The organism is Bacillus sp. CCNWLW194 (assembly GCF_037120585.1).
Lineage (GTDB): Bacteria > Bacillota > Bacilli > Bacillales > Bacillaceae_G > Bacillus_A > Bacillus_A basilensis.
The window spans coordinates 211,624-227,789 of sequence record NZ_JBBBBL010000006.1; the positions used below are offsets into that span (position 1 = coordinate 211,624).

Below are 16,166 nucleotides of genomic sequence, written 5' to 3' on the forward strand. Positions count from 1 at the left end.
TGCTTTTCCTTTCAACGCATGAATATTTAATTTTCAAGTTGGACCACTAAAATACAAAAAGTCCCTACTGAATAAATCAGTAGGGACGATATTTATCGCGGTACCACCCTAGTTGTAGACTAACTTTCCGTCTACCTCTCTTCACTGTTAACGATCAATTGACCGCTTTTTCTTCATAAAGACGAAACTATCTTTACTACGAAAAAGATGCTCCAAGACTGTAATTCATGATTATCCCTGTACTGGTTCACACCAACCACCAGCTCTCTGTTACAGTAAGACTAACCACTACTGTGATCTCTTCATTGCACTTTGTTTATTCAAATGTTTTTGAAATTGAATAAGTATGATTCGTATTATAGAACGCTTTTCAAAACACTGTCAACAACTTTTTATATATTTTTTAAAATTCCACTTTTGTCCTACATTTCTTCTTGTAAATTCTCCATAACAATTCCGATGCGAATTATCTCATTATCTATTGCATTTAATACACATTTTTCTACTCCATACCGGATTAATACTTCTTTTATTTGAATGATTTCAGCTTCAAGTAAATCGGCTTCCTGAAGCGTTTGCAGTAAAGTGAAAAAGACATTTGCATACAATTCTTTATTCATTTTTATACTCTTTGTCTTTTGAAGTATTTCATTAAATAACTGTTTTAACTCTATTTGATTTCCTTTTCCATCCACGTCTGAAAACGTTTTACATATGATAGATAATCCTCTTTCTACTATTTCATCCATAAATAAAATAATACGTAAAAGCATTACATATTCTCTAGCTGTGATTTCACCCATTTTCGGTCGTTCTCGCAAAAATATACTAAGCCAAGCTGCCCAAAATTTTTGTTGTTCTTTTGCACTTAACGTTTTGACGTAATAGCATAAAAACTGCATAAATTTAATTTTATTTTCTTCATTTTCTCGTATCAGTAAAGGGTATAACCAATCTGTTTTTTGCTCCCAATACAGTACACATTTAATAAATACAAAACTAAGCCATTTCAAGAAAGCTTCCCTCGTATGCGGATGTAATACTTCCAAATGTTCTACCGCATACTTAATAAATCGCTTCATTTCTGTAAATAAAGGTAAATTTATTTGCGTGTAACATAAGCCTGCCCATGCATATTTCGTAATTTCATTTTCCTTCTTTAAATCTAAATACGGTAACAAATATTTTCGGCACCATTGCTTCTCAATATGATAAAGAAATGTAATATCTGCTACTAAACGAGCTAACATAAAATTTGTCCGTTCTGAACTAACTCTTACTTGTTCTTCAAATAAAAATAAATATTCATACACATTACGATCGTATAAATGATCATATGATAACAATTTTAATAATACAGCTGTCATTTTCCCAACAGGATGCTGGATTGATTCATTGTAAAAATCTTGTTTTCCCAGCTTCAAATCTGTATCACCTTTCATTACTTGAGGGAATACCGAAAACGCAAACCGTTTCACATTGCGTATACTATTTTCCTCTAACTCTTCTAATCGATTACTAATTTCATATAAAAAACTACTAATTAACCAATGAAAAGAAGTATTCCTAACAAATTTCTGCAATAGCGGAATAATTTTTTGGATTTGTTCATTTGTCAGTCCTCGGTTATTTCGCCACTCTCTAATACAAACAAACCATACTTCATTACTTATTTCGTGCATTCCAACTAATTGATAAGCAAATGAAATACTCCATTCTGTATTCAATTTACATGCTTTCGATAACATCTCTAAAAAATGACGTTGTTCAAAAACACCATCATGAGAAAATTGACGAACTTGTTTCATAATTTCTTCGTCTTTCAGCTGCAATAATCCATCAGCAGTTACATTACAAGTAATACTTTGTTCTGTAGTCTCTTTCTTTTGTACACTGTATCGCTCAGAATGAAAGTGAGGATGTTTTTGCTTCATTAACTCATAACCTTTCGCCGTAGATGGACTATTCGAATCGCAAGTGAATAATAAATCTAAGACTAAACAAACATCAAATGTCCTCTCCTCTGCAAGGTCCTTCAGTATAATTTGAACGACTTCTTCCTTTGTTTTTTCTAAAGAGAGTGCGAAATGATTTTTTATTAGTTGAAAAACTTCGTGTTTATACGTGACATCTAAAAGAATACCTTCCTGTAACAACCATTTCATTTTCTCATCGGCGCCAACAAATATATTTTTATTCATCGCATCAATTGCAATTCGTTTTTGAAGTATGCTGCTTGCTTCTATCATTTCTGTAATATAATAATTTGCTTTTTGCTCATTGTTTTCACATAAATAGGCTAAACATTCTTTTACAATTTGAATTAAAAATGCAAGATCATTTTGCTGGAATTCTTTTTCCACATTTTCCTTATCCCTTTTCTTCAGTGCCATTTGCCTTAGTGATAACATTCGCATCTTCTCTATTCCCATCATCATAATTGGAACGGCGTAATAGGAAATATGCGGTTTCATCTTCTCATTCCAAATTTGCTCCACATAAGAAAATGTAGACACTGGTAAACGACTCGATTCCTCAAGTTCTATTGATTCTTGCGTATCATTTCCCCATCTTCTTTCTCGCTTCAATTTAAGTTTTCCGTCCAAAATAAACGTTAGTAACAATAAAGCAATCTCTTTATGCTCAGGGAAAGAACATTTTTGCAGTAAGTTAGATATTTTTTCAATTGATTTACTATCTTTTTCAGCTGTTTCTAATAAAAGGAGTGTCCATCTTGCAAACAATAACGGATCCATTTTCATTTTCGTTTCGTTTAAGTAGCTACAAATTGTCCTCCATAATAAAGGAGATATTTTAGAATGATTTTTAAAAATTAATTGAAATAATTCTTTTTGATGACTAAAAAGAAATTGTTCCACTAACCATTCTGCAAGTAATTCATCTACCTCATTATAGTTTGATGTAACTAAGAATAAATTTTGTAATTTCCCTTCTGCTTCAAGCCATTCCACCCATTCATAATCGTGAGCAAATTCAACAAAGTAGCGGACCGTTTCAATTTTTTTAATTGACTGTTTTATGTATGATAATTGTTCCTGCTCTACTGAAGGTGGAACTGTTACAATGTCACGAATTCGCATTCGTTTTGTAATATAGTTATCCCCCATTAATTCCGCCCATCGCTTCACTGCTTTAACAAGAGATTGATGATTATTACCTTTATTCGGATATACAATCGGCCGTATTCCCAAATGCTCCCAGTGGTACGTATTTTCCCCTTGTGCGACAAATGCATAACGCCTTGTACTTGGTGGTAAACCAGTCGCTAAATATTTCATTACTGGATCATTATGACTATACCCAACGAATAAAACGGTATAATTCGAGAATAAATCAACTAAAAATCTTCTTGCCCACCCTTCCGTTAAGTAAGCCCTTCCAAAATCACCATCTGTTAAAATTAACGCTTCTTTCTCTTGTTCTATATTGCCATGTATGTAAGCGAGTCCTTTAAACGCTCTACCTGTAGGTAACGCAGGTGCGTAATATACGTTTAATTCTCTATTCATTTCTTTCATCGCAGTTGTAAAATGTCGATCAAAATTTGTCGTTACAATGCGGACTTCTGTATCTACAGGAAACAACCTCGGAATTGCATAATGAAGCGGATTCGGTTTTGACTTTTCTATATGAACTAGGTCTCTTGCAACTTGATGTACATCTTTTGTTTTCGCTATTTTACCAAGATAATAATCATGCGGTTCTGTTATTTCACGCGTTTCTACATATAACGTTTTCGCAATTTCATCAACAAGATCATCAAAATTCGGTAAGTTTGATTTCCCTTTCATAGAAACTCCCGCTCCAACAAATAATACTAACTTTCCTTGTTCAAGATGATCAATTAACTCATCTGGAATTTCTACTTCTGAAGTAATCCACACCCAGGATTCCCCCTTACCTAAAAATGTCATATACTCTCATTTTACTATAACATTTTTTCTTTGTTTTTTTAATATTTAGACAAAAAATCAAACGTGAAAAAATTTTATATAATTATATTCGTTACAATGTATGAACTCCTGATTTTATTGTAAAACTATGTATAAATCGGAGGTGTAAATATTGAATGGTTTTACTGTAGTACTAATCAAGTTTATATCGTGCATTATCGCATTTAGTATTGGACTCGCTTTATTTTTCCCAGCAACTTTCGTCCAAATTATTTCGTTCAGTCTCTTCGTTACAATCGTATCTTATATGTTCGTTGATAAAATTATTTTAAATCGAATTGGCAATACTGGTGCCATTATGTCGGATTTTTTACTAACATATTTAAGCGTATGGATTTTCGGTAATATTTTATTAGACAACTATATGCAAATTGCATGGGGAAGCATCCTTTCCGCGATTGTCTTCACATTATCAGAAGTAATCGTTCATCGCTTCTCTGGCTCCCACACAAGGCACCACAACGATAATATTCATATTAATCGACGATTTGCATATGGTACGGAGTTTGCGGAAGAACAGAATATATTGGATAAAGATAAGAAGAAGTAAAATTTTGATGCAGGAGCACCCTTTTTAATTATGTGGTGCTCCTGTTTTACGTTATCATTATGATATGTGAAATAATATCGACTTGCCGACATTATTTCACATTATTGCTTCTAATAAAAAACTGCCTCTTATTTAGAGACAGTCACATTCAAATCTTTTAACGCAACAACATCAGCAAACGCTCCAAACACTACGTTATGATGTTTCACAATGTCTTCAGCTCGTAGCACTTCTGTATTAAACGTACTATGTGCATCACTCACTAACGTTACTTTATACCCTTCACTAAACGCTCTTCGCGTTGTCGTATCCACACAGTACTCTGTTTGCATTCCTGAAATAATAACCTGTTCAATTCCTTTTTCTTGTAACACCTCGTTTAAGTTTGTATTATGGAATGAATCTGGTGTTGTCTTTTCAACAACGAGATCCCCTTCTTGCGGTGCAATTGCCGCATGAACCTTCCAGCCATCTGTACCTTTTTCTAACGGGTGATCTTTTGGTCCGTTATGTTGGACATAAATAACTGGAATATCCTTTGAACGACATTCCCCAATAAGTCCTTGCAATATTTCTAAAAACTTCTCCCCATTATGTACTGGCATTCCTGCTGTATACATACCTGCTTGCACATCGATTACGATTAATGCTTTTTTCATTTTACACAACTCCCTTTGTTTGTATAAGCCATTGCATAATCATTATAAGTGTTTAAATTCCACCATCCAACAATCTTCTAATATCCCCTCATACAGTTCATGTTCCTTTAAAATCTTTACTTTTTTAAATCCGCATTTTTCATAACACTTTATCGCACGTTCATTATTAACTTTCGGGTCCATTGCGATTACTTCTGCTCCCTCATTCTCCATAATATATGTAATTGCTGCCTGAACGAGTTTAGTTCCAATTCCTTTCCCCCAACAGGCCGGTTCTCCGATAAATTGGTCCCTTCCCCATACATTTTGTGATTCTTTATAGCCATATAACGCTTTCCACTCTGAATCAACTGGGTACATTTGTATGTAACCAATCGGAACGGTATCAAATTCTAGTAAACATCTTTTTTCATTACTGTTTGGACTATGTATAAAATGATCAAGCACTTTTTCTACAGATTGCAGGTTATCTCGCCCTTCGTAATACTGCAGTACTTCTGGGTCTGTTAACCATTTTGAAATGATTGGTGCATCCTCTTCTATTACGTACCTAACCGATACATTATCTTTTTGAAATAGCATATAGTACCTCTTTTTAATTATTTATATTTTTTCTTGTTGTGAAATCTTTAATTGCCCCTAGATAGCGCAAACCATGTCCGTTTCCATATAGATTGTGCATTTTTTATGTATCAGCCATCTAGCATGCTACTTTAAATATCCATCATATTGATTATACACTTTCTTCGTTTTATTTGTTAAAATTTTCTATATAATCAATATTGTTTGGGGAATACATTATGTCTAATCCTATACTTAAATCAACTTTAATCATTCTTAGAGGAAACTCGGCAAGTGGTAAAACAACAATCGCAAAGCAACTACAAGAACATTTCGGACAAGGCACACTTTTAGTATCTCAGGATGTTGTCCGTAGAGATATGCTTAGAGTACACGACACGATGGGTAATTTATCACATGATTTACTATTTGAAATTACGAAGTACGGAAAAGGAAAATGTGAGTTTGTTATTTTAGAAGGTATTTTAAACAGTCGTAGATACGGAGAAATGTTGAAAGAATTAATACATTATTTTGAAGGAAACGCTTATACATACTACTTCGATTTATCATTAGAGGAAACTATTCGACGACATAATACAAGAGAAAAACGGCATGAATTCAGTGAGGATTCATTACTAAAATGGTATAATCCGCACGATATAATTGAAGTTGCTAGAGAAACTATTTTTACAGATAACTTCACGCAAAAAGATATATTTGATGCGATTCTTAATGATGTTATGGTACGAAAATAAGACCGACAGAATATGTCAGTCTTATTTTCATTATGTTATATACTATATTTATTATAGAATTTTCACTTTAACAGTTTGTCTTCCCCAATTCATAGCTTTACTTTTTGACCCCATTAAAACATCAATACGATTACCTTTAATTGCACTTCCGGTATCTCCAGCGATTGCTTCTCCATAACCTTCTACCCATACTTTAGATCCTAATGGAATTACTTTCGGGTCAACTGCGATAATTCTCATATTCGGATTATCCGTTAAATCATGCCCCATCGCAGTTAAAACGCGTCCACCATATGTACCATTTTCACTTGGATCAGCAGTATAAGCTGTCGCTACTACCGTTAATTCACGTTTACCAGACTGCGTGTTATTTTTAGACTGTTCTTTTTCCTTTATCGCTTCTCGTTCTTTCTCTTCTTCCTTTGCTTTGGCTATCTCTTGTGCTTTTGCTTCTTCCTTAGCCTTGGCTATTTCTCGTGCCTTTGCTTCTTCCTTAGCCTTGGCTATTTCTTGCGCTTTCACTTCTTCCTTAGGCTTTGCTACTTCTTGTACTTTTACTTCTTCCTTAGGCTTTGCTACTTCTTGTACTTTTACTTCTTCCTTAGGCTTTGCTACTTCTTGTACTTTCACTTCTTCCTTAGGCTTTGCTATTTCTTGCGCTTTCACTTCTTCCTTAGGCTTTGCTACTTCTTGTACTTTCACTTCTTCCTTAGGCTTTGCTACTTCTTGTACTTTCACTTCTTCCTTAGGCTTTGTTACTTCTTGTACTTTCACTTCTTCCTTAGGCTTTGCTACTTCTTGTACTTTCACTTCTTCCTTAGGTTTTATTGTTTCTTTTGCCTTTGTTATCTTCTGTGTTTTAGCTTCTTCCTTAGCTTTAACCGTTTTTTGTACTTTCGTTACTTGCTTCGTTTTCTCGTCAGCCTTTTTTTCAATTGGTGCTTTACTTGATAAGAACGAAACATTTACATAAGCTGTTTTTCCCTTATACTCAAATTGTAGCCATCCATCTTTTACTTGGTTCGTTGATTCAATTACATCATCTTTTTTCAGTCTGCCAAGAATTTTTGATTCTGTGTTTGATTCAGAACGTACATTTAACAAATCTGCTGTTACATGGTAAATATCTTTTGTAAACTCCGAGCTTACAAATACTTCTTTACCATTCAACTCAATTTTTGACCAGCCATCTTCAGTATTTATGACTTTTAATTCTTCCCCGTTTTTTACTTTTTCGACAACTTTTGATTCCGTAGTCGGTTTTTCACGTACGTTGAGTACATCTGCTGTTACGATTGTTTCTGCAGTAGTAGTTGTAGTAAATGCTCCCAATCCGAAAACAGTTGCTGTTGCTGCGCCAATTACTTTTTTCATATTAGCCTCCATTATATTTTTTTGAATTCTATCAAATGCTTTCGTAAAAATAATAAAATTTAATATCATACCAAAACATTTGCAACAGATATATTAATACGACTTAATATACTGTTATTAAAACTCCTTACTCCAATACTATCAAATTCTTATTTTTAATTCTATATATTATAACTTTCCATATCTCCTATAAACGTTCTATCCCCCTCTTCACAATTAATAGTTGTCTTATAATTCCTAAAACGAATGTAACCTTAATAAAATCAGCAATGCACATATGACATATTTCAATTTATATTTTCAGCTTGTTTCAAATAAAAAAGTGATGGCACAAATTACTGAACGGGCTATTTCGTTAGAAGAAGCGCAAACTGACTTTAAAAAATTGATAAACCGTAGTGAAAAGCATCAACTATTCGGTTCTTATAAAGTGTATGATTCTATTACAAATATATATATTGGACTCGGCCACATTACATTAAGTGAGGAGAATGAAAAAGAAGCTGAAATTGAATATATGATTTTGCCAGAACATTGGGGAACGGGCAAATTATTTACGTAAATGGTTTACATGAAGATTATGAATGTTGGCAAGCTAGTGTTCAATGTGAGGATTGGCTTGTTGTTGCTACACCTCGTAATGAAATTTCCACTTGGATTCCCGATGGATTTAAAAAAATAGCTAATGGCGTATTCCCATTAGCTATTTTTATTTTGAAGAAACACTAGCAAAGCCTCTCATTTCCAATCTTCCAGCTAAACCATCTCCCATGCCCTTCTGTTTCTCCAACCGTTTCACGATATTCGTTTCCGTTAATATAATAATTAATATGCAGGTCCCGGTCCCACATGTTGTTATATAGGTGGAATACATCACGTTTTGCACCGATTTCTTGGATTTGTTTTTCTAACTTATGTTTTTCTAACTTATGTTTTACTTGTTCAGGTATTTGATTTGCGACGTGTGTATGGAAAATACAGATAATAGCATCGCTACTTATTCGTTCAATAATAGATGGTAATAGCTCTACACCGTCTCCTTCTATTAATTGAACAGATTTATTTTTTACTAAAGATGCAGCTTGGTCAAACAGTTCAAGCCTTTCTTTATGTTCTGGCCAAATAAGTGCACGTAGCCATAAATAATCTTCGTTACTATGTAAATCATTTACATGTAAATCTAGTCCGATTCTTTCTACAACAGGTGGACTTTCTTTTAATAAATGAGGCACATTCTTCCCTCTTATTTCAGAAGTTACATGTACATTCGAATTTATATTTCCGTATGTTTCATCTGTTCCGTACGAATAGCTATATTGATCCCAGAATAGTTGTAATCCAGAACTTGTCCCAATTTCAATTAACGCTAACGGTTTGTTCACTTTATTAAATATGTAACTGAAACTTGGATATAAATATGCACATCTTCTTACTTCATTCGTTTGAACAAGTTTCGTTTGTAATAACGTAATAATTTCTTCTCTGTACATTTTACAGAAATCTTTAAAATGATGAAAAGCTTGGTCTAAATCCGTATTAGCATGTTCAACTAAGCTACTATAATACGTTTTTAAATGATGTTCTTTTCCTGCTAGTAATAAATGGTGTACTGCACCTAATAATAAGTTTGGGACTGGTTGACCTGCTTGAGCGTAGGAAGATAGTGTAAGTACTTCCTCATCTTCAGCTATTTTTATCGCTAAGTATTCATATAAGTCACTTGATCCTTTACATTCCTTTATTGAAAAATTTCGAAATAAGTTTGCGATTTGTTCTTGTGTACGCATCTGTATCCCTCCTTTTAATTTTACAGAATAATCATACAATTAAAGGGGCAAAAATCCCATAAAAAGGTATCCTTTCTACCCATTTTTGGATATGTAAGCTTTTTCGAGATAATTTCAAACTGTAATTTTTTTCTATTTACCACCTTAAAAGAGCTTGTTAAATCAGATTTTTGGCGAATAAAACGTTAAATAGTTTAAAATTATCAGATAACACTAGATATTTTAGTCTATTAATTATTATAATAGAGTATGAGATGGTTATACAATTGAGACAAAAAAGGTAAATACCTAGGTGGGGCCTAGGCGGTGTTTTCTTTTTACGGCTTAGATACAGTAAACACCTACTCTTTTTTGCCAATATAGGGGATGGAGAGATTATCATGAGCAACATGCAGCAAAAAACAGACGTTATCTTAATTGGTGCAGGAATTATGAGTGCAACGTTAGGCTCATTACTAAAAGAATTAGCACCTGAATGGGAAATTAAAGTTTTTGAAAAACTCGCAAGTGCCGGGGAAGAAAGCTCTAATGAATGGAATAATGCAGGTACAGGGCATTCTGCGCTATGCGAACTGAACTATACTTCCGAAAAATCTGACGGATCTATAGATATTAGTAAGGCTGTAAAAGTGAATGAGCAATTCCAGCTTTCAAGACAATTTTGGGCATATCTTGTAAAAAGTAAATTAATTCGTAATCCACAAGATTTTATTATGCCTCTACCTCATATGAGTTTAGTACAAGGTGAAAAAAATGTTGAGTTTCTAAAAAACCGTTTTGAAGCGCTTTCAAAAAACCCACTGTTTCAAGGTATGGAATTTTCCGATGCTCCTGAAACATTAAAAAAATGGCTTCCACTCATTATGGAAGGACGTACATCTAATGAATTGATGGCTGCAACGAAGATTGACTCTGGAACAGATGTTAACTTCGGTGCATTAACACGTATGTTGTTTGAGTACTTACAAACGAAAAATGTCGAGCTAAACTACAAACATAGTGTCGAAAATATTAAACGCACGAAGAATGGTTTGTGGGAAGTAAAAGTACACGATATGAATAGTGGTAAAATCGAACATCATACTGCAAAATTTGTCTTTATCGGCGGCGGTGGCGGTAGCCTACCTCTACTACAAAAGACTGGCATTCCTGAATCAAAACATATCGGTGGATTCCCAGTAAGTGGACTATTTATGGTATGTAAAAACCAAAAAGTTGTAGAACAACATCATGCGAAAGTATATGGTAAAGCTAAAGTTGGTGCTCCACCAATGTCTGTACCTCACCTTGATACGAGATATATAGACAATAAAAAAGCTTTACTATTTGGACCGTTCGCAGGGTTCTCACCTAAATTCTTAAAAACTGGCTCAAACCTTGACTTAATTGGTTCTGTAAAACCGAATAACGTCTTAACGATGTTAGCTGCTGGTGTAAAAGAAATGGGACTAACAAAATACTTAATTCAACAAGTTATGTTATCACATGAAAAACGTATGGAAGAATTACGCGAATTCATTCCGAACGCAAAAAGTGAAGATTGGGACATTGTAGTTGCTGGGCAACGTGTGCAAGTAATTAAAGATACTGATGCCGGTGGTAAAGGTACACTTCAATTCGGTACAGAAGTTGTAAGTGCAGCTGACGGCTCAATCGCTGCATTACTAGGTGCTTCACCAGGTGCATCTACTGCCGTACACGTCATGCTTGAAGTATTAGAAAAATGTTTCCCAAGCCGTATGGTAGAATGGGAAGAAAAGATTAAAGAAATGATTCCTTCTTACGGCATTTCACTAACAGAAAATCCAAGATTGTTCCAAGACCTTCACACTTCGACTGGTCGTACGCTTGGATTAAACGAAAAAGAAACTGTTCATAATTAATGCAGAAATAAAAAACGTCCGATATATTCGGACGTTTTTATTTGTCTATTAAAAATTATACTTATCAATATTATCTTTCGTAAATACAACTCTTTCTGGTAACACGATAATTCCATTCCCTTCTGCCTCATAATCATATCCTTGAATGGAGTTCGGCTCTACTTTCACTTTTCCGATTCCTTTTACTTCAAAGCTATCTCCTACTTTTAACTTCTTCCCTTTTACTACAATTTCATTTGATACATACGTTGCGAGTGCCCCTTGTTGTTTTACATCCCATAATCCGAATTGTTGTACTGTTCCTCGTTTGACATAATCACGCATAACGTTTGGTGTAGAGAAACCAGTTACAACGACTTTTTTATCCATTTTCAAGTTTTCAGCTGCTTGTGCCATTGCCGGAAGTGCCGTTGCATCTGGGCAAATGACTGCATTAATATCTGGATACGTTTTTAAAATGTTCTCCCCTACTGACAAAGACTTTTGCGCATTATTTTCACCATACTGCGTCGTTACAATTTCCCAGTTCGGATATTTCTTTTTAATAATTTCTTTCGCTTTCGTTACCCATTGGTTTTGATCCGTTACTGTTGGACTTGAATAAAAGAAGGCTACTTTTCCTTTATCTCCAATTTGTTTGGAAGTCATTTCAATTAATAAGTTAGCAAGTTGGTCTGGTGTTCCTTGGCTTATATAAAAGGAACGGTCTTTCGGATTCACATCAGAATCCCATGTTAAAACAGTCATCCCTTTTTTCTTAGCACGTTGCAGTGATTGGGATAAACCATCTACTGAAGTAGAAGAGACCATAAGTGCATCATAGTTTTGGTTAATAAAATTGTTTATATATTTTACCTGCCCTGATACGCTTGCTTCAGACGGTCCATCATATTTCACTTGTACGCCTAGTTTATCTCCCATCTCTTTTGCCCCTTCACCACCCGATGTAAAGAAGCCAACTCCAGTTAGTTTCGGAATGAATGCAAATTTCACATCATCCGCTTTTTTCTTATCTGCCGTTTGACTAGAACAAACGATTAAACCGATTAAACAAATGCATACAATGAATACAATCCCTAGTTTTCTCTTCATGACATTTCCCCCTTATGCAAGTTCTTTCTTTTCCCCAGTGTGAATTGATGTAATTTGAAATGTCTCATAATAACTGAAAGAATAAGAATAATACCAATTACTACGTTGGATTGTTCATTTGTTAAACCCGTCATTTGCAAGCCATACTGCATGAGCCCAATAAAAATACTCGCCAGTACAGTACCGATAATGCTTCCTTTTCCCCCTGTAATAAGTGTCCCGCCTAATACGACTGCTGTAATGATTGGTAAAATTGTTTCACTTCCCATATCAGCACGTGCGGAACCGAAATAGGCAGTTAAGAAAGTTCCCCCTAATCCACCTCCAAACCCAGAAAGTATATAAGCGATAATCACTACTTTCTTCGTTTTAATCCCGGTATATTTCGCTGCATTTTCATTCGCCCCCGTTAATTTTACGTGGCGCCCATATATTGTTCGGTGAAACAATGTAGTAAATAGCATTGTTAATACGATAAGTAGCCATAATAAATTAGGTATTCCTATAAAACTACCATTTGCCAGTTGTACAAAATCCCCAGGTAAACCACTTATCCCTTCGTATCCGGAAGCGCCTGCCCCTCCTGAAATGACGAGTGCAATCCCGCCGTATAAAAACATTGTTCCGAGTGTAATGACGAGTGGTTCTACATCCGTCATTTTTATAATGAGTCCGTTTAAACCGCCTGCTAAACAACTGAATATAAGAGCAAGTATAACAGCAAACAAAATAGGTATCCCGTTCCTCCAAAGTACACCGATCAAAATCGAAGTTAGCCCCATTATTGAGCCAACCGATACGTCAATTCCTCCTGTTACAATAACGAAAGTCATTGAAATTGCTGCGATTGCTATAAACAGAAAATCATTTGTACTAAAAAGGAGATTACTAACGTTTAAGAAATCACTATTTATAAAACTAAAGAAAATGAATTCTATTAGAAGTAATACGATTAGAACACCTTCCCATCTGTAAAAATACTTCATAGATTCATTCTCCTTTCTGCTTTCCACTTTTTCATTACACTATCCAATATGATAATAAGTAGTAGTAACAAACCTGAAATAGCATTATTCCAAAATGCTGGTATTTTTAAAAAGACGAGTGAACTACTTATCGCCTCTAAAAATAACGCTCCTAATGCAGCTCCAAATATAGAACCCGTTCCTCCTTTTAAATGAATTCCCCCTAGTACAGCAGCTGCGATAACCTGTAGTTCTATTCCGGTGCCTGTTTGATTCGGAACGAACCCAATATTCATAACAAATATACAACCAGCGAGTGCAGCACTTATGCCCGATATAATAAACGCATATATCTTCACCTTATTTACTGGTATCCCAATAAGTCTCGCACCATCTTCATTATCACCTACTGCATAGAAATATCTTCCGTATGGTACTTTCATTAAAAAGAAATATAGTAGTAGTAAAATAATAAGAACAAACCATACAGTTATCGGCAAGCCAAGAATGACGATAGATGACAGCTGCTTAAAATCGTTTGGAATATCTTCAATCCACTTCCCGCCTGTGAAAATTAACATCGCACCTCTAATAATTCCTAACATGCCTAATGTCATAAGAATAGCTGGTACTCGAAACTTCGCAACTCCAATACCATTTACGAAACCGATAATGGCGCCAAGTGTAATAGCAGCAAATATCGACAAGGATGCACTATATTCATTCGTTAGCAACATTCCGCAAACTGCTGCACTTAACCCCATGCTTGAACCAACTGATACATCTATATTTTTTGTAAATAGGACGAACGATTGGCCGATTGCTAACACGACTAAAATAACGCTAGATTTCATCATTAAAGATAACGAGTTAAATTGAATAAAACTAGGATTTATCATTCCTACAATAGCTATATAAATTAGTAGTAACGTTATGATAGACGTTTCGTGCATTTTTAACATGCGTTTCATTCCGCTACACCTCCGTATGCAAGGCGTGTAACTTCATCTACACTCATTTGTCCTTTTTCCAAATGAGAAATAAATTTTCCGTTTCGCATTACATATACACGATTTGCCAATTGAACAATTTCCTCAACATCTGAAGAGATTAATATTATTGCGAGTCCTTCCCTCTTCATTTTTTCTATCGTCTCATACACTTCAAGCCTTGCTTTCGCATCAATTCCACGGGTCGGCTCATCAAGAATAATAACTTTAGGATTACATGCGAGATACTTTGCAAGCACGACCTTCTGCTGATTACCTCCTGATAAAGATGCCAGTTCTTTATTCATATTCTGTACAACAATTCGGAACTGTTCTATAAACGAATTAACTAAAGCGCTTTCTTTTTCTTGATTTATAAAAAAGCGATTATTTTGCTGTAAACTTGCTGCTGCGATATTTTCTTTAACAGAAGCAATTGAGAAAATTCCATTCCTCGCCCTATCCTCTGGCACATAAACTAGTCCTTCGTCTAGTCTTTTATGCAAAGAGCATGTATCAATTGATTTTCCATCTAATAAAATAGACCCTGATTTTATAGTTTTCAACCCAAAAATCGCTTCTGCTAATTCCGTTCTGCCCGATCCAATAATTCCAGCAACACCTACAATCTCACCAGCATGTACAGTGAATGATATATTTTCGAATGCGTGACCATTTATATCAATCACTTCTAATATTTTTTTCATCCTTGTGGTCTCTTGAACTACTTCTATTTTCTCTTTCTGTTTATACCCTTTTGGTAATAGTCCCTCCATCAGCATGTCATATGTATAGTCACATACATCTCCTTGACTTACAATCATTCCATCTCGTAATATTGCTACTTTGTTAGCAATTTCAAAGATTTCTGGAAAGCGATGCGTAATATAAATCATCCCAATTCCTTTTTCTTGTAAACTTTTCATCAACACAAAAAGACTCTTAATTTCGTGAGTTGTTAATGTCGATGTTGGCTCATCTAGAATAAGAATCTCGGCTTCTCGTATTAATCCTCTAACAATTTCTACTAACTGTTGTTGCGCAATCGATAATGATCCTCCTAGTTCATTAAGGTCAATACCCCATCCTAGGCTGCTAATCAATTGCTGAATCTGTACTCTTAATTTCTTTTTCTTTTCTTTTAACCCGATACATATATTTTCTTCAATAGTCATATGCGGAAAAATGAGCGGTTCTTGCGGTATTAAATAAATACCTTTTCGGTGTGCTTCTGACGGATTTGAAAACTGTTGCTTCGTTCCTTGTACATACATTTCTCCATCATCATACGAATATAACCCCGTTAATATTTTCATTAATGTTGATTTCCCGGCACCATTCCCTCCAACTAAAGCGTATATATCTCCGCGCTCTACTTGAATGTTCACTTCTTTTAATACAAGTTGATTTAAAAACGCCTTATTCATTTTTTTTACTTGTAATAAAGGTGCGTTCTCCACATGATGTCACCTGCCTTTATCCCGCATTAACTGGCAGTAAAGCTCCCACCTAAAAATTCAGCTGGAGCAAAGAAGTTTGGTGGGAGATAAACTGCCAGTAAATGCCCGATTGGT

Annotated in this window: 13 protein-coding genes, 1 pseudogene and 2 other annotated features (1 of these 16 running past the window's edge); of the genes and pseudogenes, 5 read left to right on the forward strand and 9 right to left on the reverse strand. The window is 34.8% G+C overall.

From position 1 onward, the window contains the following. Positions 1-24 (reverse strand) — a binding site (T-box leader); it reaches 213 nt to the left of the window's first position. 54 nt (positions 25-78) lie between these two features. Then, positions 79-315 (reverse strand) — a binding site (T-box leader). A gap of 107 nt (positions 316-422) precedes the next feature. Next, complete coding sequence (locus V7S50_RS15965) at positions 423-3,935, reverse strand: DUF4020 domain-containing protein (RefSeq protein ID WP_336376450.1); 3,513 nt, start codon at positions 3,933-3,935, stop codon at positions 423-425. Positions 3,936-4,086: 151 nt separating this feature from the next. Here V7S50_RS15965 and V7S50_RS15970 point away from each other — a divergent pair, with 151 nt between their 5' ends. Beyond that, complete coding sequence (locus V7S50_RS15970; RefSeq protein WP_016717788.1) at positions 4,087-4,524, forward strand: YndM family protein; 438 nt, start codon at positions 4,087-4,089, stop codon at positions 4,522-4,524. A gap of 128 nt (positions 4,525-4,652) precedes the next feature. On the opposite strand, the gene V7S50_RS15975 is transcribed toward V7S50_RS15970, so the two are convergent. After that, complete coding sequence (locus V7S50_RS15975; protein WP_242252866.1) at positions 4,653-5,183, reverse strand: cysteine hydrolase family protein; 531 nt, start codon at positions 5,181-5,183, stop codon at positions 4,653-4,655. 42 nt (positions 5,184-5,225) lie between these two features. Beyond that, a complete protein-coding gene (locus V7S50_RS15980; RefSeq protein ID WP_242252865.1) occupies positions 5,226-5,765 on the reverse strand; it encodes a GNAT family N-acetyltransferase in 540 nt (179 codons plus the stop codon). Positions 5,766-5,983: 218 nt separating this feature from the next. Between V7S50_RS15980 and V7S50_RS15985 the strand changes: the two genes are divergently transcribed. Beyond that, positions 5,984-6,502: a kinase gene (locus V7S50_RS15985; RefSeq protein ID WP_242252864.1), complete on the forward strand. Its 519-nt coding sequence runs from the start codon at positions 5,984-5,986 to the stop codon at positions 6,500-6,502. A 51-nt stretch (positions 6,503-6,553) separates the two neighbouring features. Here the strand turns inward: V7S50_RS15985 and entB are convergent, their stop codons facing one another. Further along, entirely contained in the window at positions 6,554-7,876 is a 1,323-nt protein-coding gene (gene entB / locus V7S50_RS15990) for a cell wall-binding protein EntB (protein ID WP_252209153.1), read from the reverse strand. 277 nt (positions 7,877-8,153) lie between these two features. Between entB and V7S50_RS15995 the strand changes: the two are divergent. Next, positions 8,154-8,417: pseudogene (locus tag V7S50_RS15995) on the forward strand (GNAT family N-acetyltransferase); the annotation flags it as partial. Then, a complete protein-coding gene (locus V7S50_RS16000) occupies positions 8,411-8,605 on the forward strand; it encodes a hypothetical protein (RefSeq protein WP_242252862.1) in 195 nt (64 codons plus the stop codon). The pseudogene V7S50_RS15995 and the gene V7S50_RS16000, both read left to right, overlap by 7 nt. On the opposite strand, the gene V7S50_RS16005 is transcribed toward V7S50_RS16000, so the two are convergent. Continuing rightward, the gene (locus V7S50_RS16005) at positions 8,602-9,663 is read right to left on the reverse strand and encodes a DUF2332 domain-containing protein (protein WP_336376449.1); all 1,062 of its coding nucleotides are present in this window, start codon (positions 9,661-9,663) and stop codon (positions 8,602-8,604) included. The genes V7S50_RS16000 and V7S50_RS16005 overlap by 4 nt on opposite strands. A gap of 380 nt (positions 9,664-10,043) precedes the next feature. Between V7S50_RS16005 and V7S50_RS16010 the strand changes: the two genes are divergently transcribed. Then, complete coding sequence (locus tag V7S50_RS16010; RefSeq protein ID WP_242252859.1) at positions 10,044-11,546, forward strand: malate:quinone oxidoreductase; 1,503 nt, start codon at positions 10,044-10,046, stop codon at positions 11,544-11,546. 48 nt (positions 11,547-11,594) lie between these two features. Here the strand turns inward: V7S50_RS16010 and lsrB are convergent, their stop codons facing one another. From lsrB to V7S50_RS16030, 4 genes are read right to left on the reverse strand one after another with little or no spacing between them, the layout of a single operon-like run. Then, a complete protein-coding gene (lsrB, locus tag V7S50_RS16015; RefSeq protein ID WP_242252857.1) occupies positions 11,595-12,638 on the reverse strand; it encodes an autoinducer 2 ABC transporter substrate-binding protein LsrB in 1,044 nt (347 codons plus the stop codon). Then, positions 12,635-13,624, reverse strand: coding sequence for an ABC transporter permease (locus tag V7S50_RS16020; RefSeq protein ID WP_242252855.1), 990 nt, complete (start codon positions 13,622-13,624; stop codon positions 12,635-12,637). The genes lsrB and V7S50_RS16020 overlap by 4 nt, the downstream gene beginning before the upstream one ends. After that, positions 13,621-14,574: an ABC transporter permease subunit gene (locus V7S50_RS16025; protein WP_242252854.1), complete on the reverse strand. Its 954-nt coding sequence runs from the start codon at positions 14,572-14,574 to the stop codon at positions 13,621-13,623. The genes V7S50_RS16020 and V7S50_RS16025 overlap by 4 nt, the downstream gene beginning before the upstream one ends. Next, positions 14,571-16,052 carry a sugar ABC transporter ATP-binding protein gene (locus V7S50_RS16030; RefSeq protein ID WP_242252852.1) on the reverse strand — a complete coding sequence of 494 codons (1,482 nt, stop codon included), beginning with the start codon at positions 16,050-16,052 and terminating at the stop codon, positions 14,571-14,573. Before V7S50_RS16030 ends, V7S50_RS16025 begins: the two co-directional genes overlap by 4 nt. Between the last annotated feature and the right edge of the window lie 114 nt (positions 16,053-16,166).